The sequence below is a fragment of the Aeromicrobium sp. genome (assembly GCF_049587115.1).
Classification (GTDB): Bacteria; Actinomycetota; Actinomycetes; order Propionibacteriales; family Nocardioidaceae; genus Aeromicrobium.
Genome location: NZ_JBAVDI010000013.1, coordinates 1 through 26,716 on the forward strand (window position 1 = coordinate 1; position 26,716 = coordinate 26,716).

The window sequence follows — 26,716 nt, forward strand, 5'->3', positions numbered from 1 at the left end:
GAGATCAACTGGCTGATCGGCGTCGGTCTGATGTCGATGGGCCTCATCGAGGGCTTCGCGGGCTACTCGCTCCCCGACGATCTGCTGTCGGGCACCGGCCTTCGATTCGTAGACGGCCTGCTCCGCAGCATTCCGCTCGTCGGCTCCTACCTCGAATACTTCGTGTTCGGCGGCGAGTTCCCCGGCGACGTCATCATCCCGCGCCTCTACATGGCGCACATCCTGCTCATCCCGGCGCTGCTGCTGGGGCTCATCGGAGCCCACATGCTGCTGCTGGTGTTCCACAAGCACACGCAGTGGCCTGGCCCGGGACGCACCGAGCAGAACGTGGTCGGCTACCCGATGCTGCCGGTGTATGCGGCCAAGGCCGGTGGATTCTTCTTCGTCGTCTTCGGCTTCACCGCACTGATGGGTGCACTGCTGCAGATCAACCCGGTCTGGGTCTACGGCCCGTACAACCCGTCCGAGGTCACGGCCGGCTCGCAGCCTGACTGGTACATGGGCTTCTCCGAGGGCGCCGTGCGGCTGATGCCCGACCTGGAGACCACGTTCTTCAACTACACGTGGAGCTTCAACGTCTTCATCCCGGCCGTCGGTGCGCTGACCACGCTGTTCGTGGTGCTTGGCGCATGGCCGTTCATCGAGCGATTCATGACTGGCGACAAGCGTGAGCACCACCTGTTGGAGCGTCCGCGCAACGCCCCGGTGCGCACCGCGCTCGGCGTCGCTGGCATGACGGCGTACGCGGTCCTGTGGATCGCGGGTGGCAACGACATCATCGCGACCCAGTTCCACATGGACATCTACGCGATCACCTGGTTCCTGCGGTTCGGCCTGTTCATCCTGCCCGTCATAGCCTTCATCGTGACGAAGCGGATCTGCATCGGCCTGCAGCGCGCGGACGCCAACCGCATCCTGCACGGCTATGAGACCGGTGTCCTGGAGCGGTCGCCCGACGGCGGCTTCTCCGAGCGCCACGCGCCCCTGCCGGTGGGAACCCAGTACACGCTGACGGCCCACGACCGCCGGCCGGCGCTGGAAGCCCCGGCCGAGACCGATCACAACGGCGTCGCAGCGCCGCACGGTCGGATGGATCGACTTCGGGCCAAGGCCCGCGCGTTCTACTTCGACGGAGCGGTCGACAAGCCGACCGTCGAGGACGTGCACCACGCGGACGAGCATCTCCGGGAGCACGAAGGCCACCCGGTCGCGCTCGGCGACGACTTCCAGGGCGTTTCGGAGACCGGTATTCCACGAGTCCACTGAGCGTTCCGCAACTGAGCCCCCGTCAGCCTTGCTGCCGGGGGCTCAGTTACATCGGTGCGGCTCGGCTGCACGGCCCACCTCACTCGCTGGAACCCGACGTCGGTGCCGTGGTGTCGCTCTGGATCCGGTGGGCCGCGCTACCTGTCAGCTCAGGACGTCAGCGCCGAGCCCGCAGTCCAGCTGGACCACGAGACGTTCCAGTCGGTCCAGCCATTGCGATCCTCCAGCGTGCGCGGGCTGTGGATGAACTTGACGACGTCGCCACGACGGGAATGGGTGTACAGCCAGTGGGCGTTGGCGGTGCTCATCCCCGTGCAGCCATGGCTGACGTTGGCCGAGCCCTGTGAGCCCACCGACCAGGGCGCCGCGTGCAGGAACTCGCCTGAGTTCGTGACTCGCATCGCCCAACGCACGTCCTTGATGTTGTAGTAACCCGGATCTTCGGAGTCGACCCCCGTGGTCGCAGCATCCATGTCGATGGAGGAGAACTTTTCCATGATGATCTTCGTGCCCTTGCGAGTCGCATGCCCGCTGTCGCCCGTCGTCACCGGAATCGTCTTCTGCTTCGTGCCGTCCACGGAGTACGTGAGTCGGTGCTTCGCGACGTCGACCACGGTGATCCGCTGACTGCCGACCGTGAAGTCGATCGTCTGGTCCTGCTGACCGTAGATGCCGTCGCCAGCCGGCAGACCGTTCAGCTGGAGATTGACGCTGACTCGGGCGTGGGCGGGCCAGAACGTGCGGGGGCGGAAGTGCGCCTCGCGAGCGCTGAACCACGTCCAGGACCCCTCGACCGCGGGAGCCGCCTGCACCTTCATGTTGCGCTCGAACAAGGCCTGATTCTTGACTGGGATGTCGAAGGTGACGATGACTGGCATACCGACACCGACCGTCTCCCCCTGCAAGGGAGCGACTGCGGGATAGGTCTGCTGGGCCAGCGTCAGCGGCTGAGTCGTGAAGTGACGGGTGAGCTGCGTCGCCTCACCGTCCTCGCCCGTCGCGCGGACGGTGAAGGTGTAGGCGGTACCAGGCTCAAGTCGCTCACTCGCGGTCCACGAGCCGTTGACGATCCGGCCTGGGATCTTGGCCGACTTCTCGTCGTCGCTCACCAACCGGCCGGTGGTGACCTCGCCGTGCTCGACCGTCGCCGACACGATCGTGCTGACGTCGACGTTGGTCGCCTTCGCGTCGACGTTCGCCATCAGGATTGCCGGGTTCTTGGCCGGCTCGCGGCTCAGCGCTTCAGTCACGCCGCCCGCGGAACAACCGGACACAGCAAGCACGCCCGCACAGGCGGCCAGGGCAAGCAGACGCAGTTTTCTCACTGATTCATTCTAGACGCCGGGTACTCAAGTCCCAGAATCGTCAGCCCCTGCGATCAGTGGGCGTGGATGCCGCGGTAGTACTCGAAGATCCAGCCGATGACCATCAGCCCGAGCAGTCCTGCGCCGATGATGAACAGCCACCAGCCGATGACGACACCGAGCACGACGACCGCCAGCGCCGCCGCGGTGAACAACGGCCACCAGCTGAACGGCGGGAAGAATCCCTGCTCCCCCGCGCCTTCGGCGATCTCGCCGTCACTGCGATCCTCGGGACGGTCCGGGATCTGCTTGGCGACGACGCCAAGGTAGAAGCCCAGCAGGGCAGTCAGCAGGAAGGTCATGACCAGTGCGGTCGTACCGGTGGGATCCTTGCTGAGCACCCAGTAGATCGGCGAGACGAGGGCGAAGAAGATCCCGGTCGAGATGATGGTCCAGTACTCGGCCTTCATGGATCAGCGACCTTCCGTGTTGTCGTTCGCCCGGCCGTCGGCCTGGGAGCTTCTGCCCTCGACGTCAGGCGCGTCCGCGAGGGGTGACGCCTCACCGGGGTTGTGTGCGAGCTCGAGTGCCGCGATCTCCGGATGGTGCAGGTCGAACGCGGGGCTCTCAGAGCGGATGCGCGGCAGCGAGGTGAAGTTGTGGCGCGGCGGGGGTGAGGAGGTTGCCCACTCCAGCGAGCGGCCCCAGCCCCACGGATCGTCCAGCCCGACGAGCGGGCCCTTGCGGGACTTCCACACGTTGTAGAAGAACGGGAGCGTCGAGGCGCCGAGCAGGAAGGCGCCGATCGACGAGATCTCGTTGAGAGTCGTGAATCCGTCGTTGGGTCCGTAGTCGGCGTAGCGACGCGGGAACCCTTCGACGCCCAGCCAGTGCTGGACCAGGAAGGTCAGGTGGAAACCAATGAACAGCAACCAGAAGTGGATCTTGCCCAGCTTCTCGTCCAGCATGCGGCCGGTGAGCTTGGGCCACCAGTAGTAGAAGCCCGCGAACATCGCGAACACGACGGTGCCGAAGACCACGTAGTGGAAGTGCGCCACCACGAAGTAGCTGTCCGACAGCTGGAAGTCCAGCGTCGGTGCGGCGAGGATGACGCCGGTCAGGCCACCGAAGAGGAAGGTGGTGAGGAAGCCCAGCGCGAAGATCAGCGGGGTGTCGAAGGACAGAGATCCCCCCCACAACGTGCCGATCCAGTTGAAGAACTTGACCCCCGTGGGCACCGCGATCAGGAAGGTCATGAAGGAGAAGAACGCCAGATCGACCGATCCGGTCACAAACATGTGGTGGGCCCACACCGCGACCGAGAGGGCCGCGATCATCAGGGTCGCTCCGACCAGGCCCATGTAGCCGAAGATCGGCTTGCGGGAGAACACCGGGAGGATCTCGGTGATGATGCCGAAGAACGGCAGCGCGATGATGTAGACCTCTGGGTGCCCGAAGAACCAGAACAGGTGCTGCCACAGGATCGGGCCACCGTTCGCGGCATCGAACACGTGCGCGCCGAGTCGGCGGTCCGCCTCCAGGGCCAGCAGCGCGGCCGCGAAGATCGGGAACGCGATGATGACGAGCATGCTGGTGACCAGGGTGTTCCAGACGAAGATCGGCATGCGGAACATCGTCATGCCGGGTGCGCGCATCGTGAAGATCGTGGTGATGAAGTTGACGGCGCCGAGAATCGTTCCGAGACCGGACATCCACAGGCCCATGACCCACAGATCGCCGCCTACGCCTGGCGAGTTGACCGCGTCACTCAGCGGGGCGTAGGCGAACCAGCCGAAGCTCGCTGCGCCGCCGGGCACGAAGAAGCCCGACACCACGATGGTCGAGCCGAACAGGTAGAGCCAGTAGGAGAACATGTTCAGCCGCGGGAACGCGACGTCCGGGGCGCCGATCTGCAGGGGCATGATCGCGTTGCCGAATCCGAAGAACAGCGGGGTGGCGAACATCAGCAACATGATCGTGCCGTGCATCGTGAAGAGCTGGTTGTACGTCTCGTCGTCGACCAGCTGCGTGCCCGGCTGGGCGAGCTCGGCGCGGATCAGCAGCGCGAGGATGCCGCCGATGATGAAGAAGGCGAACGAGGTGATCAGGTACATGTTGCCGATCACCTTGTGGTCGGTCGTCGTCAGGACCGTGACGACCTTCTGCCCGAGGGTGCGCTCGCGCGTCGCCTCACGCGGCGTCTCGAATGCTGCGGTGGTGGCCATCAGACCTAGTCCTCACTCTGGTTCTGGTCGAGCCCGGCAATGGTCCTGGCTTCCTTGGCGCCCTGAGGCGCTCCGATGTCGCCATTGTCCTTGAGCTCGGTCAGGTGCGCGTCGTACTCGGCCCGCGAGACCACGTGAACCTTGAAGATCATCCGCGAGTGGTACAGGCCGCACAGCTCGGCGCAGCGTCCGGTGAAGACGCCCTCGCGGGTCGGCGTCATGTCGAAGTGATTCTTCTGTCCCGGAACGACGTCCATCTTGAAGTAGAACTCCGGGACCCAGAAGGAGTGGATGACGTCAGGTGACCGCAGCCGGAACCGCACTGACTCGTCGACGGGGAGCCACAGCTCGGTCGGGTCCGCGGTGGTGCCGATGTCGAAGACGTCGTCGCCCTGCGTCGCGGTCTCATCGAGGTAGTTGAACGCCCACTGCCACTTGCTGCCGACGACTTCGACGACGTGGTCGGGGTTCTCGACGTCCCGCAGCATGTCGTTCTGCGACGTCACGGTGTGGAAGAAGAACACCGCGACGATGATGACCGGGGCAAATGTGTAGAGCGCCTCGATCGGCAGGTTGTAGCGGATCTGGACCGGCACCTCTTCGTCGCTGCGGCGGCGGTAGCGGACCATCGAGTAGACGATCAGCCCGAAGACCAGCAGGAAGATCACCAACACCGCGATCCAGGCACCCAGCCACAGGTCCCACATGGTCTGCGAACGGTCGCTGCCCGCGACAGGCAGCGCAAGCCGCTTGACGTCGGAATCATCGACGGGGGAACAGCCGCTCAAAGCGATGGCGGCGACGGCGAGAACCGCCAACTTCATCCGACCCACGGGGCGCCTTTCTGGACCTTGTCTGTCACGTGATGACACAACTGCACCTTACTTCAGCACGACCGGGCGGTTGCGCTGAGGTCGACCTGTGTTGCACGTCATGGGAGAACCGATCTGTCACGCGAGGGACAGCGCGGCGTCGATCTCGGAGCGCGCGGTCTCGCCGTACGCCGAGCCGATGCGCTCGAGGAAGCTGTCGCGGTCCAGCTGGTACTCCTGGGTGCCCACGGTCTCGACGACACTGGCCGCGATCGTGCAGCCGATCTGTGCCGACCGCTCGAAGTCGAGCCCGGCAGCGACCCCGGCAAGGAAGCCGGCGCGGAAGCTGTCGCCGACACCGGTCGGGTCAACGGCAACAACGCCCTCGATCGCGTTGACGTGGAGCGAGTCGCCGTCAGCCGGATAAACCGTGACGCCGTCCTTGCCACGCGTGACGATGCGGGTGCCGACATGAGCCTGGACATCGTCCGAGGACCAGCCGGTCTTCTGTTCGATGAGCGCGGCCTCGTAGTCGTTGCTGAACAGGTAGGTCGCGCCGTCGATGAGCTCCCGAATGACGTCGCCCTTGGCCCACGCCAGCTGCTGCGAGACGTCCGCCGCGAAGGGGATGCCGTGCTCGCGGCAGGTGTTGGTGTGTCGCAGCATGCCCTCGGGATCATCGGGTCCGACGAGGACGAGGTCAAAATCCTCTCCGGCAGCAAGCAGGTCGATGTCGCGCGACTCGGACATCGCACCGGCGTAGAACGTGGCGATCTGCGCCATGTCGGTGTCGGTGGTGCAGACGAAGCGTGCCGTGTGCCGTGTCTTGGAGACCAGGACGCCCGAGGTGTCGACGCCGGCAGCGTCGAGCCAGCCGCGGTACTCACTCTCGAAGTCGCGACCCACTGCGCCGACCAGCAGCGTGCGGTGGCCGAGCTTGGCCAGGGCGTAGCTGATGTTGGCCGCACAGCCTCCGCGACGTACGTCGAGATCGTCCACGAGGAACGAGAGCGAGATCTTGTCGAGCTGGTCCGGCACGAGCGAATCGGCGAACTTGCCCGGAAATGTCATGAGGTGATCGGTGGCGATCGATCCAGTGATGGCGAGGTGCACCCCCACACCATAGACAACGGCCCCCCGCGCTGCGGGAGGCCGTCGTATGAGGTGTCTCTCAGTGCATCAGTGGAACGAGTCGCCACAGGCGCACGAGCCGGTCGCCATCGGGTTGTCGATCGTGAAGCCCTGCTTCTCGATCGTGTCGACGAAGTCGATCGTGGCGCCACCGAGATACGGGAGGCTCATGCGATCGACGACGACCTTGACGCCGCCGAACTCGAAGATCTGGTCACCATCGAGCGAGCGCTCATCGAAGAACAGCTGGTATCGCAGTCCGGAGCAACCGCCGGGCTGCACCGCGATGCGCAGCGAGAGGTCGTCGCGACCTTCTTGGGCGAGCAGGCTGCTGACCTTCTCGGCAGCACCCTCGCTGAGGGTCACCTCCGTGGCAGGCGCGGTCTCGACGGTGGACTGCTCAGTCTCGATCGTCATGTGGGTCCTCCCCAAAATTCGGTGCTGCTAGCTGGTTCGTGGTCTCGTCACGGTGTCAACAGGCGCCGTGACGATTCCATTCCATCGTACGCCGTCACTCAAGAGGTCGAGGTGACCACGTGCGGGCGACACGCTCTGCGAGCGTGGCGAGTCCGGCGGACGGCTCACGCATCGACGAGACCAGTCCCACGACGTCGGCCACCGCGTAGGCGCTCTCGACACCCATGGCCCGCATCTCACGAGAGCCGACGCTGACCTGGCCGGCCAGGACGATGCACGGCCGGGCGGCGGCCGCGGCGACAGTCGCTACGCCGAACACGACCTTGCCGGCGCGGGAGGAGAAGTCATAGGTGCCCTCACCGGTGACGACCAGGTCGTGTGCCGCTGCCTGGGCGGTCAGGCCGACCGCATGGGCAACCAGGCCGATGCCGGACACGACATTGCCGCCGAGCAGCATCAGCGCGAAGCCCAGTCCTCCGGCGGCTCCCGCGCTCTTGGCATCGGCGATGCGCCGCTCGGCGGGCGTCGAACCACAGGCCGCGACGACGAACCGGTCGAGGAGTCCGTCAACCGTGATGATCTGCTCGTCGGACAGCCCCTTCTGCGGCCCGAACGTCTTGGTCGCGCCGAACATGCCCAGCAGGCCGAGATCGACGTCGGCGGCGACGACCAGCTCCACACCATCGAGTCTTGAGCGGGCCGGCGCGAGATCGATCTGCGTGATCCCCGTCAGTCCTGCAGGGCCGGCGTCGAGCGGCACGTCCGCGACCGCTCCAAGGGCTGCGAGCATCCCGGCGCCCCCGTCGTTCGTGCCACTGCCACCGAGTCCGACGACGATGCGCTGCGCGCCAGCCGTGATCGCGGAGTCGACTGCCTGACCGACGCCGTACGTCGAGGCGTGCATGGGGTCCGGCGGGTCGGCGAGGTGCAATCCGCATGCCTGCGCGCTCTCGACGTACGCCGTGCCGTCGGCGTGCAGGACCGTGACCGTCACCTCGACCCCGACAGGTCCGCGCACCGCCACGACGTCGAGCCTGCCCCCTATCCCCTGGTGCAGGACGTCGACGAATCCCGGACCGCCGTCAGCCATAGCGGCCACGGTCAGCTCGTCGTCTGGGGCGTGCCGGTGCCAGCCCTCGATGATGGCTCGAGCCGCCTGCGGGGCGGTGAGGGTCCCACCGAACGCATCCGGCGCCACCAGGACCTTCACACCCACTCCCTCACGCCACGATCCACGAATCCGGTGCCGGCCGGCTACTGGGCGAGGGCTTGCTCGGCCGCAGCAATCAGGACACAGGTGGCGAGCACATCGATCGCCGCAGCCAGCTCCTCCGGAGAGGGATAGGACGGGGCGATCCGAATGTTGCGGTCGCGCGGATCGTTGCCGTAGGGGAACGCGGCCCCGGCCGGGGTCATCGCGACGCCGGCCTCGCCGGCGAGCTGGATGACGCGGGACGCGGTGCCGTCGATCACGTCGAGGCTCACGAAGTAGCCACCCTTGGGTTCGGTCCAGCTCGCGACGGCGTGCTCACCGAGGCGGGTCTGCAGGATGTCGACCACGGCCCGGAACTTCGGCGCCAGGACAGCACGATGGCGGTCCATCAGGGCGTGCACACCGTCGACGTCACCGAGGTGACGAGCGTGGCGAAGGTGATTGACCTTGTCCGGCCCGATCGTGCGTTTGCCGAGATGGCTGAGATACCAGGCGACGTTGTCCGCAGAGCTGCCCAGGAAACAGACTCCGGAACCGGCGAACGTGATCTTGGAGGTGGAGGCGAAGATGACGGGGCGGTTGGGATGCCCTGATGCCGCGCACAGCCCCAGGATGTCGGCGGTCTTGGTCTGTTGCTCGGTCAGGTGGTGCACCGCATAGGCGTTGTCCCAGAAGATCCTGAAGTCGGGCGCCGCAGTCTCCATGGCGGCGAGTTCGGCCGCGACCGCCTCGCTCACGATTGAACCGGTCGGGTTGGAGTAGGTCGGGACGAGCCACATGCCCTTGACCGCGGGATCCTTGACCAGCTCGCGCACGGCATCGACATCCGGCCCGTCATCGAGCAGGTCGACCGACAGCATCTCGATGCCGTACTCCTCGAGCAAAGCAAAGTGCCGGTCGTACCCGGGAACGGGGCAGATGAACTTGACCGCCTCCTCCACCCCCCATGGCTGCTCGGAATCAGCGACACCGTGGAACAGGGCGAAGACCAGGTTGTCGTGCATCATCGCCAGACTTGCGTTGTCACCGGCCACGACCTGGCCGACAGGGACCTGCATGATCGGCGCAAAGATCTCGCGAAGCTCAGCCAGGCCGGTGAGCCCACCGTAGTTGCGGGTGTCGACACCGGCGGCGTCCTTGAAATCTGGACCCGGCAGCGACAGCAACCCATTCGACAGGTCGAGCTGCTCGGGCGACGGCTTGCCTCGAGTCAGGTCGAGCGTGAGGCCCGATGCCTGCGCCGCGCGGTAGGCGGCGGTCTGCTCATCGAGCAGAGTCTGGATCTGGTCACGAGAAAGCGCAGCAAACGTCACCCGATCAACCTATCGCGCAGGTGATCACGACGTCGTCAGGCCCGGGGCTCCCCAGATCGCCATCCAGCTGGCCAGGTCGGGCTCGACCGGCACGTCGTCGCCGATGACGCCCCTGACCTGCAGCTCCAGCGCATTGTCGCGCTTCTCACCGGTCAACGGGGCGAAAGGATAGAACGTCCCCCGTTTGTAGAGATAGACCAGGCCCAGCGGCCTGTCTTGAGGCGCAGAGAACACGATGGTCGAGCACAGCAGGGCTGAGCCGAAACCGGCGTCGACCAACGAGCTGTTGACGGCGTGGAGGTCTGTCACCAGCCCCGTGACGTCATGGTCCGTCCGCGCGACCGTCAGCCAGTGGAATCCGAACCGGTCCTCGCTGCGGGCGACTGTCGCGCCGGTCCCCGCCAGAACGAGCTTTTCCGCGTCCGCCATCACGGCGTCATCCGCGCTGCCCTCGACATCCCGATAGCAGACCGAGCCCGATCCGGTCACGGCGAATCCCTCGGCCTGCAGGGACAAGGACGCCTGCGGCACGGCGAACAGCACGTCGAGATCAGCTGGCGGAGGCTTGCTGCGGCCGAGCAACGAGTCGAAGATACCCATGGCGAATCAGCGCTCCGACAGCTCGGCGCTGACCCGAGCGAGCTGATCAAGTCGCTGCTGCAGCGGGGGGTGGGTCGCCATCAGAGCGCCGATGGATTGGCGGTTGATCGCCGGAGCGAAGAAGAACGCACTGATCGCCTGGCCCTCGCGGAGGTCGCTGTTGGGGATCCGCGCCATGTCGCCCGAGATCTTGACCAGAGCAGACGAGAGGGCTGAAGGCCGGCCAGTCAGATATGCCCCGGAGCGGTCCGCGCTCAGCTCGCGATAGCGCGAGAGCGAGCGGGTCAGCAGGAAGCTGAGGAAGTACACCACCATGCTTACCAAGAACACGACGAGGAACACCGCACCGTTGTTGCGGTTGTTTCGGCCACCGAAGACGTTGCCGGCGTACATGCCCCACCGGGTGATGAAGCCTGCCAGCAGCCCGAGTGACGACGCGACGGTCATGACGGTGACGTCACGATTGGCAACGTGCGAGAGCTCGTGCGACAGCACACCCTCCAGCTCGTCCGCGTCCAGTCGCTGCATGATTCCGGTGGTGACACACACCGCGGAGTGCCGTGGCGAGCGGCCGGTCGCAAAGGCGTTGGGCATGTCGGTCACAGCGACGGCCACCCGCGGCTTCGGCATGGCGGCCAGGGCGCAGAGTCGATCGATCATGGCGTGCAGCTCGGGAGCCTGCGCGGGCTCCACGATCTTGGCACCCATCGACTTCAGCGCCAGGGAGTCCGAGAAATACCACTGCCCCCAGGCCATGGCGAGCACGATCACGATGCCGAATCCGCCCAGCGGCGTAGCCGTCAGCAGCACGGCACCGAAGGCGACGTAGAGCAGGCCGAGCCCCAGGCCGACACCACCCATCCGCAACGTCAGACCCCGGTCACCTCGGAAGCGCGTCCGTGCCATCGTCGTCCTTCCCGTTGTTTGACAGCGGCTCAGGCGGTGAATCGATCTGGGCGCCATCCAGGGCCGTGTCGAACCGGCGCTCGAGCGCGGCATCGGCGCTCTCCCCCGGTTGGCTGATGGTCCCGTCGGCGACCAGCTCGTCCACCGCATCGGCCGTTGCCTCGAGCTCCTGCGTGCGCCGCTCGGCCGATGCCATGGCCTGACCCACCTCGCTGACCGACGATCCGATCCCGGCCGTCGCGCTGTTGATCTCGGCTCGGGCTGCGGCCGCGGTGTGACGAGCCGCCAACGTGTCCTTGCGGATGCGGAATGCCTCGACCTGCTGCTCGATCTTGAGCGCCGTCGCCGTGAGGTTGTCCTCTTCGGCCTTGAGGTCGGCATGCCGCGTCGTGAGATCCTGCACGGTCCGGTCGATCGTGACCTTGCGGGTCAGTGCCGATCGTGCGCCGCCGTCGTCGCCGCGGGTCACCCTCTGACGGGCCTCGTCGTCGAGCTGCGCCGACTGCTGCTCCAGAGCCACCAGCTGCAGCTCGACCCGCTTGCGACTCGTCACGATGTCGGCGACCCCGCGGCGAACCTGCCGCAGCAGCGCCGTCTGGGTGCGGTAGGTCTCGTCCAGCCGATCCTTCAGCTCATCGGCGTCGTCGCTTGAGCGCCGGGCTTGAAAAATTCTTGCAAGCCGCTGCCGCAGGCTCATCGAGGCACCCCGGTGAGAAGTCCGCCGTGGGGGAACAACGGGCCGAGGACTGCACCATGACGCACCCACGCACGCTCGTTCATGCTCTCCAGCGTACGGGTAGGGTGATCCGCGTGGTAGACGAGACAGAGGCAGGCAAGGGACGCGCGACACCCAGTCGCAAAGAAGCTGAGGCGGCTCGCAAGCGGCAGATGAAGGTCCCGTTGTCCCGCAAGGACCAGGTCAAGCGCGAGCGCGCAGCCCGCGAGGAGCTCCGGCTCAAGCAGCGCGAGGCGCTCAAGACCGGTGACGAGAAGTTTCTCCCGGCCCGCGAGCGTGGCCCGGTGCGCAAGTTCTGCCGCGACTATGTCGACCGTCGCTGGAACGTCGCCGAATTCCTGCTCATCTTCCTGGTCCTGATACTGCTGTTGAGCATCGTGGGGGCTGGCGCGCAGTGGAGCGCGGCTGCAACCTTCGTGCTCTACCCGGTCGTGATCATCGGCACCGTGCTCGACGAGATCGTTCTGGTACGCGGTCTGCGCAAGCACCTCAAGGCGCGTTTCGACCCGGACGAGACCAATGGGGCCGTCGCATACTCGGTGCTGCGCAGCACACAGCTCCGCCGGTTCCGCCTGCCCAAGCCACAGCTCAAGCGCGGCGAACCGCTGGCCAAGCACTACTGACAAGCGTCCGGACCCTGTCGCCACGTCGCTCGACGGGGGTCAGGCGTTGAGCGTCAGGCGCCTTCTGCGTGGAGTGACATCGGGCCGTAGATCTCGCTCTCGTTGTCGAACAGGCGAACCTGGTCGATGCCCTTTTCCAGCAGATCCCCGAACGCCTCACCGATCCACGACTCCGCGTCGCCACGGCTCTCGAACTCCTCCGAGCGCCCCGTGACCTCACCCGACGAAGTCTCCAGCGTCCATGTCCAGCTCATCGCAGCGCTCCCTGTGATCGAACGTGTGTCGCGCACCACCCTAGCGAGTTCTCGCAGCGCCACTAGCTGGACTTCGTGGACGCCTGCACGAATGGTGGCTTGGTCACCGTGAACGACTCCGAGCGGCCACGCACGTCGACCACGACGGTCGCGCCGTCCTCGACTGACCGCTCCAGCAGCGCCAGGGCGATGCCCTGACGAAGGGTCGGGGAGAACGTGCCCGACGTGATCTCTCCGAGCTCAGATCCCTCGGCGTCCAGCACCGTCATCCCGGGGCGCGGGATGCCACGGCCCTGGGAGGTCAGACCGCGGAGCGTACGCACCAACTTCTCATCGCGCTGGCGCTCCAACGTCTGCTTGCCCCAGAAGGTCGGTTTGGTCCAGCCGACCGCCCAACCCGCGCGGGCCATGACGGGAGTGATTTCGGCGGAGAGCTCGTGACCGTGCAGGGGGTACCCCATCTCGGTACGCAGGGTGTCGCGCGCGCCGAGCCCACAGGCTCGAATGCCGTAGGCCTGCCCAGCTGCGAGGACCGCGTCCCACACCTGGATGGCCGACGCCGACGGTACGACGAGCTCGTATCCGCGCTCGCCGGTGTAGCCCGTGCGGCACACCGTGATGTCATGACCTGCGATCGTCGCGTTCGCAAACGACATGTACTCGTGGTCCACGGGCAGGTCGAGCGATGTCAGCACCTCGTCGCTCAGCGGACCCTGAATCGCGAGCACGGCGAAGTCGCGATGCTGGTTCACGACCTCGATGCCCGGGGGCGCTGCCGCCACGAGGCGCTCCACCACGGAGGCCGTGTTGGCGGCGTTGGGGATCAGAAAGACCTCGAAGTCACTTCGTAGGTAGACAATCAGGTCGTCGACAGTTCCACCGTCCTCATCGCAGCAGAGCGTGTACTGGGCCTTGCCGTCCTCGATCCGGCCGAGATCGTTGGTGAAGCAGTCGTTGACGAACTGCGCAGCGCCCGAGCCTCGCACGAGCGCCTTGCCGAGGTGACTGACATCGAACAGGCCGACCGCCTCACGCACCGCTTTGTGCTCGGCGAGAACTCCCCCGCCGGCGTACTCCAGCGGCATCTCCCAGCCACCGAACTCGGAGAGCTTGGCTCCCAGGGCGACGTGGCGGTCGTGCAACGGCGAGTGCAGCAGGTCCATGGCAGCCAACCTAGGCCACTGGGTCACCCGCAGGCCCGAGCGGGGAGCCTGCCGTTCGCTCCGCTGACAGACCGTCCCGGCAGGCCCGGACGAGGGTGCTCGCGCTTCGTCGACGCACGACCATAGAGTGACGGACATGTCTTCACCTTCCGTCAGCCTCAGCACCGCCAAGCCGACCACCGCGCGAGCCGACGCCTTGATCCTCGGGATCCGTGGCGATCAGGACAAGGGGGACCTCGCTCCCACCCTTGAGCTGCTGGGCTTCACCGGCGAGAAGGGGCAGAGCGTCGTGTTCCCGGCCGGCGAAGGGATCACAGCATCGGTGGTCGTCGCCGTCGCCCTACCGGAGGAGCCAACCGCTGAGGACCTGCGTCGTGCCGCTGCCCGCGGCGTGCGTGCCGCCAAGAACGCGACCAGCGTGGCGCTGGCGCTGCACCCGGCCGGGGTCGACGAGGTCGAGGCGATCGCCGAGGGGGTCGCCCTGGGTGGCTATGCCTTCGAGACGTACAAGTCCGCCAAGAAGGGTGCCAAGAAGAAGGATCTCAAGTCAGCCGTGATCCTCACCCCGTTCGCCCGGCAGAGCACGGCGACCAAGGCGGTCGAGCGTGCTGCCACGGTCGCCGCAGCGGTCAACGCCGCAAGGGACTGGGTCAACACCCCACCGGGCGATCTGCGCCCCGGCGACTTCGCCGAGGCCATCACGGCGCACGCCGGCACCGACGTCAAGGTCTCGGTGTGGGACGAGCGGAGGCTCGCCAAGGAGAAGTGCGGTGGCATCCTCGGCGTCGGCCAGGGCTCGGACAGCCCTCCCCGCCTCGTGACGCTGTCGTACGAGCCAGCAAACTCGGTCGCCCATCTGGCACTGGTCGGCAAGGGCATCACGTTCGACTCGGGTGGACTCTCGATCAAGCCCGGCGCTTCGATGCAGACCATGAAGCTGGACATGGCCGGTGCTGCCGCCGTCGTCGCCGCAACCGTGGCGATCGCCCGGCTGGGGCTTCCGATCAAGGTCACGGCATACGCCTGCCTCGCCGAGAACATGCCGAGCGGCGGGGCCACCCGCCCCGGCGACGTGCTCCACATGCGTAACGGCGCAACCGTGGAGGTTCACAACACCGACGCGGAGGGACGGCTCGTCCTCGCTGACGGTCTGGCACTGGCCGCCGAGACCAAGCCCGACCACATCGTCGACGTCGCGACCTTGACCGGAGCGTGTGTCGTGGCTCTGGGAGAGCTCACCAGCGGCATCATGAGCAACGACGACGAGCTCGGCGAGACCGTCCTGGCATCCTCGCGCAGCGCTGGCGAGTCGATGTGGCGCCTGCCCATCACCGAGGAGATGAAGGGCAAGGTCACGTCCTCGAGCATCGCCGACCTGCGCCAGCACAATCCGAAGCCGTACGGCGGCGCGCTGTACGCGGCGGCGTTCCTACGCGAATTCGTGGGTGAGACGTCCTGGGCGCACATCGACATCGCCGGGCCGTCATTCAACGAGGGCGGGGTCTCGGACTACACACCGGTCGGTGGCACAGGCGCCGGCGTGCGGACACTCGTCAAGCTCGCGACGGAGCTGGCCACGCCTCGATGAGGATAGAACCCTCCACCGCTCGATCCCTCTCCCAGCGGCTCGCGGTCGAGCAGTCCACACAGCGGCTGCCCTCGATCGCGGCCGGCATAGTGCGCGACGGCCAGCTCGTGTGGTCCGACGCGATCGGCGCGCCCGACGGCCGTGCTGACGGAGCCGCCACCACGACCGACACGCAGTACCGGATCGGTTCGATCTCCAAGACCTTCGTGGCCGTCGAAGTCATGCGGCTGCGCGACGAGGGACGACTCGACCTCGGAGACACGATTGGCACACACCTGCCGGAGGTTCCGTTTCCGCAGGTCACGATCGCCCAGCTCCTGACCCATACTTCTGGGTTGCAGGCCGAGTCGAACGGTCAGTGGTGGGAACGGAGCGAAGGCGGCCCGTGGGCCGACCTGATGGCGAGCGCGCCGGCGCTGCGTTCGACTCCGGGGACGACGTTCCACTACTCCAACGTCGGCTATGCGGTGCTCGGCGAGCTGATCGCGCGGCGTCGCGGCAAGCCGTGGCAGGACGCCGTCAGCGCCGGAATCCTGACCCCCCTCGGCATGACCCGCACGACGACTCGGCCCGTTGAACCAGCCGCGCCAGGACTCGCAGTCCACCCGTCGGCGGATCTGCTGCACCTAGAGCCCGAGCACGATGCGGGTGCGATGGCCCCGGCCGGCCAGCTGTGGTCGACCGTTCAGGACCTCGCAATCTGGGCGGCATTTCTGGGCGGACAGACCAGGGACGTCCTCGCCCGCAGCTCGCTCACAGAGATGCTGCAGCCCATCGCGGTCAATGACCTGGCCGGGGCACCGTGGTCCGGTGCGCACGGACTCGGCTGGCAGATGTGGAACGTCGCGGGCCGGCGATTCGCTGGCCACGGCGGCTCGATGCCGGGATTCCTGGCAACTTTGCGAGTGGACATCAGCAGCGGCGACGGCGTGGTGCTGATGACCAACGCGACCAGCGGCCTCGGACCGGCAACGTCTGAGCTGCTCGACCTCTTCACCGAGCACGAACCGATCGCGCCCGCGCCGTGGCGCGCGGACCAGTCGCAGAGCGCAGCGCTCGATCTCACCGGGCTCTGGTTCTGGGGAACATACGAGTTCCGGCTCGCGCTCGGCACCGACGGCGAGCTCCGCCTCGGCACTCTCGGCGAGGGGCGGGGTGCCAGGTTCAAGCCGGCTGGCGACGGCTGGACCGGCATGGACGGTTACTACCGCGGTGAGCCGTTGCGCGTCGAGCGGAACGACACGGGACGTCCGGTCCGGCTGGTGCTGGCATCGTTCGTCTTCACCCGAACCCCCTACGACGATGCGGCCGAGGTGGCAGGCGGCCTCCATCCGGCGGGCTGGCACTAGGACCAGCCGATCCGCTCAGTCCGGCAGACCCAGCGTCCGCGCGGCCTCCTCGACGGTGTCCCACCGCTCACGGGCGCCGCCGACACGGTCGGGGTGCGCCTGCGCACGAGCCTTCTTGTACAGACGCATCAACTGATCGAACGTCGGATCGCTCGGTAGCGGCTCGACACCCGCGATCGACTCCAGGGTCATGACCGCGGCGAGCTGTCTCGGCGTCTGACGCTGCGGCGGCTGGCCGGCCGGTCGGGCCGGTGCGGAAGTGCCCTTGGCCTTGCGCAGGTCGTACTCCCGCTTGCGGGACGGAACGCCGACAAGATTGGCGTCGTAGACCGGAATCTTGAGCTTCTTGCGGGCGAAGTCGTGCGCTGCCTGCGGTGAAGCGACCCGTCGGCGGATGGACTCGCCATCACCAGCGACCAGGAGCAAGGTGGTCTGGGTGACCGAGGTCTTCGGCTCGATGTACGCCTCGACCCCTCGGCGCGACTCGACAAAACCGCGGAGTGCCTCCAGATCGGCCCGACCGGCGTTGCGGTCGGACACGACGGCTCCGCCTTCAGTCCTGACCTTTCGACCACGGAAGATTCCCATACGACAAGTGTGCCCGATCGACGGGCGCGGCCCGATCAACCCCGGTGGCACGGTCAAGGCTCGGAGTGACAAGATGAGGTCGAGAGCGATCCTTGGGAGGACACCGTGGCGGACGGCGCCGGCAACAATTTCGACATCGTGATTCTTGGCGGCGGCAGCGGAGGCTACGCCTGCGCGCTGCGCGCCGTGCAGCTGGGCAAGTCCGTCGCGCTGGTCGAGAAGGGCAAGCTGGGCGGCACGTGCCTGCACAACGGCTGCATCCCCACCAAGGCTCTCCTGCACTCCGCCGAGGTTGCGGACACCGCACGCGAGAGTGAGCAGTTCGGGGTCAAGTCGACGTTCGACGGAATCGACATGGGCCAGGTCAACGCCTACAAGGACGACGTGATCGCCCGCATGTACAAGGGCCTGCAGGGCCTGATCAAGGCCGGCGGCATCACGGTCGTCGAGGGCGAGGGCAAGCTCGTTGCAACGTCACCCGATGGTGGCGGAACCGTCGAGGTGGCTGGCGAGCGCTACACCGGAACCAACGTCGTGCTCGCGAGCGGCTCGTACGCACGCACCCTGCCCGGCCTGGAGATCGGCGGTCGTGTCATCACCAGCGACGAGGCGCTCACCATGAGTGAGGTGCCGGACAAGGTCGTGATCATCGGCGGCAGCGTCATCGGCGTGGAGTTCGCCTCGGTCTGGAAGTCCTTCGGAGCCGACGTCACGATCATCGAAGCCCTGCCGACGCTCGTCCCACTGGAGGACCCCGCGCTGAGCAAGGGGCTGGAGCGGGCCTTCCGCAAGCGCAAGATCAACTTCAAGACCGGGGTCAAGTTCTCCGGTGTCGAGCAGACCGATGCCGGCGTCACGGTGTCGTTGGAGACCGGTGACACGATCGAGACCGACCTGGTTCTCGTGGCGGTCGGCCGCGGTCCCAACTCGTCCGGACTGGGCTACGAAGAGGCTGGCATCACGGTCGATCGTGGCTGGGTGCCCACCAACGATCGGCTCGCCACCAACGTCAAGGGCATCTACGCGGTCGGCGACCTGGTGCCCGGCCTGCAGCTGGCTCATCGTGGCTTCGCCCACGGCATCTTCGTCGCCGAGGAGATTGCCGGGCTCAATCCTCAGCCGGTCGTAGACTCCGGCATCCCCCGGGTCACCTACTGCGAGCCCGAGATCGCCTCGGTCGGCATCACCGAGCCGCAGGCTCGTGAGAAGTTCGGCGATGACAACGTCCAGATCCAGGAGTACAACCTGGGTGGCAACGGCAAGTCACAGATTCTCAAGACCGCAGGCATCGTCAAGCTCGTGCGGCAGAAGGATGGCCCCATCGTCGGCGTCCACATGATCGGCTCCCGTTATGGCGAGCAGGTGGGCGAAGCGTCACTGGTGGTCAACTGGGAGGCCTACCCCGAAGACGTCGCCCAGTTCCTCCACGCGCACCCCACCCAGAACGAAGCACTCGGCGAAGCGGCTCTCGCACTCGCTGGCAAGCCCCTCCATTCACACGCCTGACCCGGAGAACCAGAGGACATCATGGCCACGTCTGTCACCCTTCCCGCTCTCGGCGAAAGTGTCACCGAAGGCACCGTCACGCAATGGCTCAAGCAGGTCGGTGACACCGTCGCCGTCGACGAGCCGTTGCTGGAGATCTCGACCGACAAGGTCGACACCGAGATCCCGTCGCCCGTCGCGGGCGTCCTGCTCGAGATCAAGGCCAACGAGGACGACACGGTCGAGGTCGGCGCCGTGCTCGCGATCATCGGCGACGAGGGTGAGAGCGCCGGTGCTGACGAGGGTGAGAGCGCCGGTGCTGACGAGAGCGACAGCGACGCCGCCCCTGATGACACGGCCCAGGACGACACGCCCGCGGAGCAGCCCGCTGCCGAGCAGGCATCCGCCAAGCAGCCCGTTGCATCGAACGACGCACAGGAGCGCGCTGCCGCACCCGAGGGCAGCGCCGAGGCAGACCAGGCCGCAGCCGAGAATGCACCTGCGCCGCAGGCCGAGACGGCGCCGTCCGGTGGCGGCACCGCTGTGACGCTTCCTGCCCTGGGTGAGAGTGTCACCGAAGGGACTGTCACCCAGTGGCTCAAGCAGGTCGGTGACGACGTCGCTGTTGACGAGCCGCTGCTGGAGATATCGACCGACAAGGTCGACACCGAGATCCCGTCGCCCGTCGCAGGAAAGCTCCTGGAGATCAAGGTCGCCGAGGACGAGACCGTCGAGGTCGGCGCCGAGCTGGCGATCATCGGGACGGCAGACGCCGAGCCGGCGGCAGAGCCCCAGGAGTCACCCGCCCCCGAGCCCGACGCCGAGCCGGCGGCAGAGCCCCAGGACTCACCCGCTCCCGAGCCGGCTGCTGAACCAGCTCCCGAGCCCGAGCCCGAGCCCCAGCCCGCACCTGTTCCCGAGCCGGCTGTGCCGGAGTCGCAGGCCCAGCCTGAGCCCGCGAAGACCCCCGCCCCGCAGACTCCGGCAGCTCCGCAGACTGAGTCCACCGGTGGCGGCGACTCATACGTCACGCCGATCGTCCGCAAGCTCGCAAAGCAGCACGACGTCGATCTGGCTGCCGTGACCGGCACCGGAGTAGGCGGACGCATCCGCAAGCAGGATGTACTCGATGCCGCCGAGAAGTCTGCACCGGCCGAGCAGTCGTCCGCTGGTGCGGACGACGCCCCCGCATCCGCAGCTGCCGATCCGTCTCCCCTGCGTGGCAAGACCGAGAAGCTCAGCCGTCTGCGCCGCACCATCGCGACCCGCATGCACGAGTCGCTGCAGGTCTCGGCCCAGCTCACGACCGTCGTCGAGATCGACGTCACCGAGATCGCGAGACTCCGGGCCCGGACCAAGGACGCGTTCCTCGAACGCGAAGGGGTCAAGCTCTCGTTCCTGCCGTTCTTCGCGAAGGCAGCGATCGAGGCGCTCAAGGCGTACCCGCAGGTCAACTCCTCACTCGATCTGGAGGCGGGCACGGTCACCTATCCGGCCGGCGAGCACCTCGGCGTGGCAGTCGACACGCCCAAGGGCCTGATCGTCCCCGTCATCCGCGACGCGGGCGACCTCAACATCGCTGGCATCGCACGCAAGATCGCCGATGTGGCTGATCGCACCCGTAACAACAAGATCACGCCAGACGAGCTCTCCGGAGGCACGTTCACGCTGACCAACACCGGCAGCCGTGGCGCACTGTTCGACACACCGATCATCAACCAGCCGCAGGTCGCGATCCTGGGCACCGGTGCCGTCGTCAAGCGCCCCGTCGTCATCACCGACGATCACGTCGGCGAGAGCATCGCCGTCCGCCAGATGGTTTACTTCGCGCTCACCTACGACCACCGCATCGTGGACGGCGCAGACGCGGCCCGGTTTCTGAATGCGATCAAGGACCGCCTCGAGGGTGGATCCTTCGAGGGCGAGCTCGGGTCCTGATGGGCATGCAGGTCGTCATCGGCGGCGCCTCAGGTTTCCTCGGCACCGCGCTGACTGCACACCTGCGGGCCGGTGGTCATCAGGTCACCCGGCTGGTCCGCTCGGGCGACCCTGCCGACGACTCGTCGATCTGGGACCCCAGCACGGGCCGGATCGACCAGATCGTGATCGACCGCGCCGATGCCGTGGTCAACCTTTCCGGCTCGTCCATCTCCAAGTGGCCGCGAACCCGTCGGCGGGCACGGGAAATCGTGAGCTCCCGCACCACGACGACCGGCACTCTGGCCAAGGCTGTCGCCGCGTCACCGACTCCGCCCGCCATGATCTCGGCATCCGGGATGTCCTACTACGGGACGGACCGCGGCGACGAGATCCTGACCGAGTCGAGCAGCTCAGGCGAGGGATTTCTGCCTGACGTCGTGCGCCTGTGGGAAGCGGCCGCGTCGCCAGCGGTCGATGCCGGTGCGCGCGTGTGCTTCGTCCGCACGTCGCTCGTCCTCGACGGTGACGACGGGATCCTCGGTTTGATGGTGCCGGTGTGGAAGCTCGGTGGCGGCGCCCGGCTCGGCAACGGACAGCAATACATGTCGTTCATCTCGCTGCACGACTGGGTCCGCGGAGTCCAGAAGCTGATCGAGTCGCCCGAGCTCAGTGGGCCGTTCAACTTCGCCGCACCGACGCCGGTCAGGAATGCCGAGTTCACCGACGCCCTCGGTACCGCGGTGCACCGCCCGACCTTCCTCGCGGCACCCGCGTTCGCGCTCAAGCTCGCGCTGGGCGGCATCTCCGACGATCTGCTGGGGTCGCTGCGGATTGCGCCGCTGGCCCTGACGGACGCCGGATTCACCTTCTCGGAGCCGAACATCGAATCTGCCCTCGAGGCCGCTCTGCGATAATTCCCCGGCCAAGCCTGCCGTCACCGACGTCTGGGCCATCTCGACATCAACTGTGAGCTCAGCGACGGGACCGTGGGCGAGGGCTGACCTCCGTGACCCGCCAGCCCGCCGCGGTGCTCGCAAGGGTCACGATCCTCCGTGACGGCTCGTCCTGTGGCAGTGCCGTGGTCGAGCCGTCGGTCCAGATGACCTGGGTGGATGCGAGCCTGTCGACGACGTCGAGCCTGACTCGCGAGCCGGAGACCGACAGCACCCGGCAGGAGAGGATCCGCAGCTCGGCGCCGACGATCCTGGCGCCCCGGCGGCGGTGGTCGGCGATCGTCGCGGCGTCGGCCGCCCGAGCCTGGCTGCCCCGCACGTAGACGCGGTCCAAGAGCTCGGCGTCGGCCCGCGCGAACGCCGCGGCCCGATCGTGATCGAGCACAGCCAAGGTTGACGCCCAGTGGTCCGCCGGAGCCGGCGAGGCGGACCGCGCGACGGTGATCAGCACCCACAACCAGTCCATCCACCCACTGTGTCGCGGCTGCCGCAGGCGCGCCGTCGGTCATCCACAGGGCGGCTAGGCTGGTCACGTGACGCTGCAGATCATCGACGATTGGTACGGCGACAGCGCGATCGACTATCTCGACGCCTGGGAGATCCAGCGTGGGCTCCACGCCCAGCGGGTCGCCGACGAAATTCCTGACACCGCCATGCTCCTCGAGCACCCCGCCGTCTACACGGCCGGACGTCGTACCGAACCCCACGAGCGACCGCTCGACGGCACGCCTGTCGTCGACGTCGACCGCGGCGGAAAGATCACGTTCCACGGTCCCGGCCAGCTCGTCGGCTACCCCATCACCAAGCTGCCGCCGCACGTGCTCGTCGTCGATTACGTGCGCCGCGTGGAGGAGGCCCTGATCCGCGCATGTCGTGATCTCGGCGTAGCGACAGGTCGCGTGCCCGGTCGCTCCGGCGTGTGGCTCGAAGCAGAACCGGGCCGGATCGAGCGCAAGGTCGGCGCGATCGGGATTCGGGTCGCCGGCGGTGTCACGATGCACGGATTCAGCCTGAACGCCGACGTCGACCTGGCCTTCTACGATCGGTTCGTGCCCTGTGGGATCGCGGACGCCGGGGTCACCTCACTGACCGCGGAGCTGGGCCGGCGGGTGCCTGTCCCCGAGGCCGCAGCGACCGTCACCCCGCACCTGAACGACCTGCTCGGCTGGGAGCCGTACGAGCCGTCACCGGACCTCGCCCACGACGCACACCCGACCATCGCGGTGCGTGGTCTGGCGGCTGGGCGGCAGGCGTAGGCTGGGCGGCGTGACTATCGCACCTGAGGGACGCAAGATGTTGCGTCTGGAAGTCCGCAATGCCGAGACCCCCATCGAGAAGAAGCCAGCGTGGATCAAGACCCGGGCGAAGATGGGTCCGGAGTACAACGAGCTGATGAAGCTGGTCAAGGGCGAAGGACTGCACACGGTCTGCCAGGAAGCCGGTTGTCCCAACATCTTCGAGTGCTGGGAAGACCGCGAGGCAACGTTCCTCATCGGTGGCGAGCAGTGCACCCGTCGCTGTGATTTCTGCCAGATCGACACCGGCAAGCCTGACCCGATCGACCGTGACGAGCCCCGCCGGGTCGCCGAGAGCGTACAGAAGATGGAGCTCCGTTACGCCACGATCACCGGCGTCGCTCGCGACGACGTGCCCGACGGCGGCGCGTGGCTGTACGCCGAGACGGTCCGCAAGATCCATGAGCTCAATCCCGGGACCGGCGTCGAGAACCTCATCCCGGACTTCAACGGCATCCCCGAGCTCCTCACCCAGGTCTTCGACTCGCGGCCAGAGGTCCTGGCGCACAATGTCGAGACGGTGCCGCGCATCTTCAAGCGCATCCGTCCGGCCTTTCGCTACGAGCGTTCGCTCGACGTCATCACCCAGGCTCGCGACTACGGCCTGGTGACGAAGTCGAACCTGATCCTCGGCATGGGAGAGACGCGTGACGAGGTGTCGCAGGCCCTCGTCGATCTGCACGAGGCGGGCTGCGACCTGATCACGATCACTCAGTATCTCCGCCCGTCGGCGCGTCACCACCCCGTCGAGCGGTGGGTCAAGCCGGAGGAGTTCGTCGAGCTCAAGACCGAGGCCGACGAGATTGGCTTCGCCGGCGTCATGTCCGGGCCTCTGGTCCGCTCGTCGTACCGGGCCGGCACGCTCTACAAGCAGGCCATCGAGTCCGGACGCGGCAGCATGGCCGCGCGCACAGCGACGTAGACTGACTCGCATGTCGAATGCCACCCCCACGCCCGCCAAGGGACGTCTGGGCCAGATGCGCCAGGCGTACACGATCACCAAGCGCAGTGACCGCAACATCGGTCTGATCCTGCTGCTGACCTTCCTCGTCGCGGGCGGTGTGGCCGCGACGCTCGGCCTCCTGGTGTTCGGTACCGGCGTCTTCGGCATGATCATCACGATCGTCTTCGCCCTGCTGATCGGCCTCCTCGCCATGATCATCGTGTTCGGCCGGCGCGCCGAGAAGGCCGCGTACGCCCAGGTCGAGGGTCAGCGCGGTGCTGCTGCCGGCGCCCTGCAGATGCTGCGCAAGGGCTGGGAGCTCAAGCCCGCCGTGGCGTTCAACCGCAACCAGGACGTCGTGCATCGCGTCGTCGGCCGTCCCGGCATCGTCCTGGTCGGCGAGGGCAACCCCAACGGCGTTCGACAGCTGCTGATCTCCGAGAAGAAGAAGCACGCCCGCATCGCCGGCGAGGAGGTCCCGGTTCTCGACGTGATCGTCGGCAACGGCGAAGGCCAGGTCAAGCTGACCAAGCTCGTCAAGCACATGCAGAAGCTGCCCAAGAGCATCAAGCCCGCACAGATGACTGGACTGCTCTACAAGCTCAAGGCCCTCGACGCGACTCGTCCAGCCGCACCCATGCCGCGCGGCCCCGTGCCGACGAGCATGAAGGGCTCGCGCAAGGCGATGCGCGGCTGATCGTCAGCCGCGTACGACCCGCGAGCCGGCCGCGAGGTCATGCAGTCCTCGTTTGTCCTCGGTCATCACGATCGCCGGGACGACCAGGCTCAGCAGCGCCGTGCGCATGACCGCCCGCGGGACACCGATGGGGCGGCCAGCCGGGTTCTCCACCCGCATGCCGAGCAGGCGTTTGCCGATCGAGCGACCCACCAGACCGGTCAGCAGGCCCACCTCGACGATGAAGAATGCCGAGATGATGAGATTTTCCTGCACGTCCTCGGGCGGGTAGTGCACGCCGGCGAGAGCGGCTGCGCTCAGCGCGGCGATGATCCAATCGATCAGCAATGCGCCAAGTCGGCGGCCCAAGGAAACGGTCTGCACCCGGCGAGCCTACCGACGCGCCCCACGGGCCGGTGATGCTGACTTGTAACATTCCTGAAACAATCCAGTGACGGACGGGAAACTGCCAGACCATAGCGTCAGCGGTACGGTGCAGCCACGCACTCACCTGCCATCGACAACTAAGGCCGCTCAGCGGTCGAGGAGGACTCATGTTCGGCAACGCCGACGAGCTTTTCAAGTTCATCAAGGACGAAGGTGTCGAATACCTTGATGTCCGATTCACCGACTTGCCCGGCATCCAGCAGCAAGTCACGCTGCCAGCGTCGACGTTCGATGCCTCCATGGTCGAGAGCGGCGTGGCCTTCGACGGCTCGTCGATTCGCGGCTTCCAGACCATCGACCAGTCCGACATGGTGCTGTTCCCGGACGTCAAGACCGCGTACATCGACCCGTTCAAGCGGCGCAAGACCATCGCGATGGAGTTCTTCGTCCACGACCCGATCACGGGCGAGGCGTACTCCCGGGATCCGCGCAACATCGCGCGCAAGGCCGAGGCGTACCTCGCGACCACGGGCATCGGTGACACCGCCTTCTTCGCACCCGAGGCGGAGTTCTACATCTTCGACCGGGTCAACTACGGCACCAGTGCCAACAAGTCGTTCTACGAGATCACGTCGTCCGAGGCCGCCTGGTCCACTGGCGACGAGGTCGACGGCAACCGCGGCTACCAGGTTCGTTACAAGGGAGGCTACTTCCCGGTTGCGCCGACTGACCGCACCGCCGATCTGCGCAACGACATGATGACCAACCTGACGAATGTCGGCCTCACGCTCGAGCGTGGCCACCACGAGGTCGGCACCGCCGGTCAGGGCGAGATCAACTACCGCTTTGACACGCTGCTCAAGGCGGCGGACGACGTCATGAAGTTCAAGTACATCGTTCGCAACACGGCGTGGGCCAATGACAAGACCGTCACCTTCATGCCGAAGCCGATCTTCGGCGACAACGGCTCGGGCATGCACGTCCACCAGTCGATCTGGAACGATGGCAAGCCGCTGTTCTACGACGAGGCCGGCTACGGCGGGTTGTCGGACCTGGCCCGCCACTACATCGGCGGCATCCTCAAGCACGCGCCGTCGCTGCTGGCATTCACCAACCCATCGGTCAACTCCTACCATCGTCTGGTGCCGGGCTTCGAGGCTCCGATCGCGCTCGTGTACTCGGCCCGCAACCGCTCGGCCTGTGTCCGTATCCCGATCACCGGTTCGAACCCCAAGGCCAAGCGCATCGAGTTTCGTTGCCCCGACCCGTCGGCCAACCCGTACCTCGCCTTCTCGGCGCTGCTGCTGGCCGGGATCGACGGCATCAAGAACAAGATCGAGCCGCCCGCCCCGATCGACAAGAACATCTACGAGCTGCCGCCGGAGGAGTACGACGCCATCAACATGGTGCCGACCTCCCTGAACGCGGTGCTCGACTCGCTGGAGGCCGATCACGAGTTCCTCACCGCCGGTGACGTGTTCACGCCCGACCTGATCGAGACGTGGATCGACTACAAGCGCACCGAGGAGATCCTGCCCGTGCAGCTGCGGCCGCACCCGCACGAGTTCG

27 protein-coding genes are annotated in these 26,716 nt (G+C 66.7%); 11 read left to right on the top strand and 16 right to left on the bottom strand.

Features of this window, described 5'->3' with window-relative positions; all coding sequences use genetic code 11:
- A partial coding sequence (locus WB461_RS01170; RefSeq protein ID WP_423850893.1) for a cytochrome b occupies positions 1-1,266 on the top strand: 1,266 nt, incomplete at its 5' end.
- Positions 1,267-1,415: 149 nt separating this feature from the next.
- On the opposite strand, the gene WB461_RS01175 is transcribed toward WB461_RS01170, so the two are convergent.
- From WB461_RS01175 to WB461_RS01225, 11 genes are all read right to left on the bottom strand, one after another.
- Positions 1,416-2,591, bottom strand: coding sequence for an Ig-like domain-containing protein (locus WB461_RS01175; protein WP_423850894.1), 1,176 nt, complete (start codon positions 2,589-2,591; stop codon positions 1,416-1,418).
- Between the two features lie 53 nt (positions 2,592-2,644).
- Positions 2,645-3,040 carry a cytochrome c oxidase subunit 4 gene (locus tag WB461_RS01180; RefSeq protein WP_423850895.1) on the bottom strand — a complete coding sequence of 132 codons (396 nt, stop codon included), beginning with the start codon at positions 3,038-3,040 and terminating at the stop codon, positions 2,645-2,647.
- A 3-nt stretch (positions 3,041-3,043) separates the two neighbouring features.
- A complete protein-coding gene (gene ctaD / locus WB461_RS01185) occupies positions 3,044-4,795 on the bottom strand; it encodes a cytochrome c oxidase subunit I (protein ID WP_423850896.1) in 1,752 nt (583 codons plus the stop codon).
- A gap of 5 nt (positions 4,796-4,800) precedes the next feature.
- Entirely contained in the window at positions 4,801-5,619 is an 819-nt protein-coding gene (coxB, locus tag WB461_RS01190) for a cytochrome c oxidase subunit II (RefSeq protein ID WP_423850917.1), read from the bottom strand.
- Between the two features lie 126 nt (positions 5,620-5,745).
- Positions 5,746-6,720, bottom strand: coding sequence for a carbohydrate kinase family protein (locus tag WB461_RS01195; RefSeq protein ID WP_423850897.1), 975 nt, complete (start codon positions 6,718-6,720; stop codon positions 5,746-5,748).
- Between the two features lie 66 nt (positions 6,721-6,786).
- A complete protein-coding gene (locus WB461_RS01200; RefSeq protein ID WP_118395034.1) occupies positions 6,787-7,155 on the bottom strand; it encodes a HesB/IscA family protein in 369 nt (122 codons plus the stop codon).
- Positions 7,156-7,249: 94 nt separating this feature from the next.
- A complete protein-coding gene (locus tag WB461_RS01205) occupies positions 7,250-8,365 on the bottom strand; it encodes a glycerate kinase (RefSeq protein ID WP_423850898.1) in 1,116 nt (371 codons plus the stop codon).
- 44 nt (positions 8,366-8,409) lie between these two features.
- Complete coding sequence (locus tag WB461_RS01210) at positions 8,410-9,681, bottom strand: aminotransferase class I/II-fold pyridoxal phosphate-dependent enzyme (protein ID WP_423850899.1); 1,272 nt, start codon at positions 9,679-9,681, stop codon at positions 8,410-8,412.
- A gap of 24 nt (positions 9,682-9,705) precedes the next feature.
- On the bottom strand, positions 9,706-10,281 hold the full coding sequence (pspAB, locus tag WB461_RS01215; protein ID WP_423850900.1) for a PspA-associated protein PspAB: 576 nt from the start codon (positions 10,279-10,281) through the stop codon (positions 9,706-9,708).
- Between the two features lie 6 nt (positions 10,282-10,287).
- On the bottom strand, positions 10,288-11,187 hold the full coding sequence (gene htpX / locus WB461_RS01220) for a zinc metalloprotease HtpX (protein WP_423850901.1): 900 nt from the start codon (positions 11,185-11,187) through the stop codon (positions 10,288-10,290).
- Positions 11,162-11,884 carry a PspA/IM30 family protein gene (locus tag WB461_RS01225; RefSeq protein WP_423850902.1) on the bottom strand — a complete coding sequence of 241 codons (723 nt, stop codon included), beginning with the start codon at positions 11,882-11,884 and terminating at the stop codon, positions 11,162-11,164. Before WB461_RS01225 ends, htpX begins: the two co-directional genes overlap by 26 nt.
- 113 nt (positions 11,885-11,997) lie before the next feature.
- Here WB461_RS01225 and WB461_RS01230 point away from each other — a divergent pair, with 113 nt between their 5' ends.
- Positions 11,998-12,546 (top strand): DUF3043 domain-containing protein, encoded by a 549-nt coding sequence (locus WB461_RS01230; protein WP_423850903.1) that lies wholly within the window; start codon positions 11,998-12,000, stop codon positions 12,544-12,546.
- A gap of 53 nt (positions 12,547-12,599) precedes the next feature.
- On the opposite strand, the gene WB461_RS01235 is transcribed toward WB461_RS01230, so the two are convergent.
- Positions 12,600-12,800: a hypothetical protein gene (locus WB461_RS01235; RefSeq protein ID WP_423850904.1), complete on the bottom strand. Its 201-nt coding sequence runs from the start codon at positions 12,798-12,800 to the stop codon at positions 12,600-12,602.
- Positions 12,801-12,862: 62 nt separating this feature from the next.
- A complete protein-coding gene (gene gcvT, locus WB461_RS01240; RefSeq protein ID WP_423850905.1) occupies positions 12,863-13,963 on the bottom strand; it encodes a glycine cleavage system aminomethyltransferase GcvT in 1,101 nt (366 codons plus the stop codon).
- 136 nt (positions 13,964-14,099) lie between these two features.
- Between gcvT and WB461_RS01245 the strand changes: the two genes are divergently transcribed.
- Positions 14,100-15,551: a leucyl aminopeptidase gene (locus tag WB461_RS01245; protein ID WP_423850906.1), complete on the top strand. Its 1,452-nt coding sequence runs from the start codon at positions 14,100-14,102 to the stop codon at positions 15,549-15,551.
- Positions 15,548-16,900, top strand: a complete 1,353-nt coding sequence (locus WB461_RS01250) for a serine hydrolase domain-containing protein (RefSeq protein ID WP_423850907.1) — start codon at positions 15,548-15,550, stop codon at positions 16,898-16,900. Before WB461_RS01245 ends, WB461_RS01250 begins: the two co-directional genes overlap by 4 nt.
- A gap of 15 nt (positions 16,901-16,915) precedes the next feature.
- Here WB461_RS01250 and WB461_RS01255 read toward each other — a convergent pair whose 3' ends face one another.
- On the bottom strand, positions 16,916-17,488 hold the full coding sequence (locus WB461_RS01255; protein WP_423850908.1) for a hypothetical protein: 573 nt from the start codon (positions 17,486-17,488) through the stop codon (positions 16,916-16,918).
- Between the two features lie 105 nt (positions 17,489-17,593).
- Here WB461_RS01255 and lpdA point away from each other — a divergent pair, with 105 nt between their 5' ends.
- From lpdA to WB461_RS01270, 3 genes are read left to right on the top strand one after another with little or no spacing between them, the layout of a single operon-like run.
- A complete protein-coding gene (gene lpdA, locus WB461_RS01260; RefSeq protein ID WP_423850909.1) occupies positions 17,594-18,994 on the top strand; it encodes a dihydrolipoyl dehydrogenase in 1,401 nt (466 codons plus the stop codon).
- 21 nt (positions 18,995-19,015) lie between these two features.
- Positions 19,016-20,911, top strand: coding sequence for a 2-oxoglutarate dehydrogenase, E2 component, dihydrolipoamide succinyltransferase (gene sucB / locus WB461_RS01265; protein ID WP_423850910.1), 1,896 nt, complete (start codon positions 19,016-19,018; stop codon positions 20,909-20,911).
- The gene (locus WB461_RS01270; RefSeq protein WP_423850911.1) at positions 20,911-21,807 is read left to right on the top strand and encodes a TIGR01777 family oxidoreductase; all 897 of its coding nucleotides are present in this window, start codon (positions 20,911-20,913) and stop codon (positions 21,805-21,807) included. The genes sucB and WB461_RS01270 overlap by 1 nt, the downstream gene beginning before the upstream one ends.
- Positions 21,808-21,865: 58 nt before the next feature.
- On the opposite strand, the gene WB461_RS01275 is transcribed toward WB461_RS01270, so the two are convergent.
- Positions 21,866-22,312 (bottom strand): hypothetical protein, encoded by a 447-nt coding sequence (locus tag WB461_RS01275; RefSeq protein WP_423850912.1) that lies wholly within the window; start codon positions 22,310-22,312, stop codon positions 21,866-21,868.
- Between the two features lie 67 nt (positions 22,313-22,379).
- On the opposite strand from WB461_RS01275, the gene lipB reads away from it, so the two are divergent.
- Genes lipB through WB461_RS01290 form a run of 3 tightly spaced genes read left to right on the top strand, consistent with a single transcriptional unit; the run spans position 22,380 to position 24,781 of the window.
- Entirely contained in the window at positions 22,380-23,102 is a 723-nt protein-coding gene (gene lipB / locus WB461_RS01280) for a lipoyl(octanoyl) transferase LipB (RefSeq protein ID WP_423850913.1), read from the top strand.
- Positions 23,103-23,139: 37 nt separating this feature from the next.
- On the top strand, positions 23,140-24,063 hold the full coding sequence (gene lipA / locus WB461_RS01285; RefSeq protein ID WP_423850918.1) for a lipoyl synthase: 924 nt from the start codon (positions 23,140-23,142) through the stop codon (positions 24,061-24,063).
- Between the two features lie 10 nt (positions 24,064-24,073).
- Positions 24,074-24,781: a DUF4191 domain-containing protein gene (locus WB461_RS01290; protein ID WP_423850914.1), complete on the top strand. Its 708-nt coding sequence runs from the start codon at positions 24,074-24,076 to the stop codon at positions 24,779-24,781.
- A 3-nt stretch (positions 24,782-24,784) separates the two neighbouring features.
- On the opposite strand, the gene WB461_RS01295 is transcribed toward WB461_RS01290, so the two are convergent.
- The gene (locus WB461_RS01295; protein WP_423850915.1) at positions 24,785-25,144 is read right to left on the bottom strand and encodes an RDD family protein; all 360 of its coding nucleotides are present in this window, start codon (positions 25,142-25,144) and stop codon (positions 24,785-24,787) included.
- A 170-nt stretch (positions 25,145-25,314) separates the two neighbouring features.
- On the opposite strand from WB461_RS01295, the gene glnA reads away from it, so the two are divergent.
- A partial coding sequence (gene glnA, locus WB461_RS01300) for a type I glutamate--ammonia ligase (protein WP_423850916.1) occupies positions 25,315-26,716 on the top strand: 1,402 nt, incomplete at its 3' end.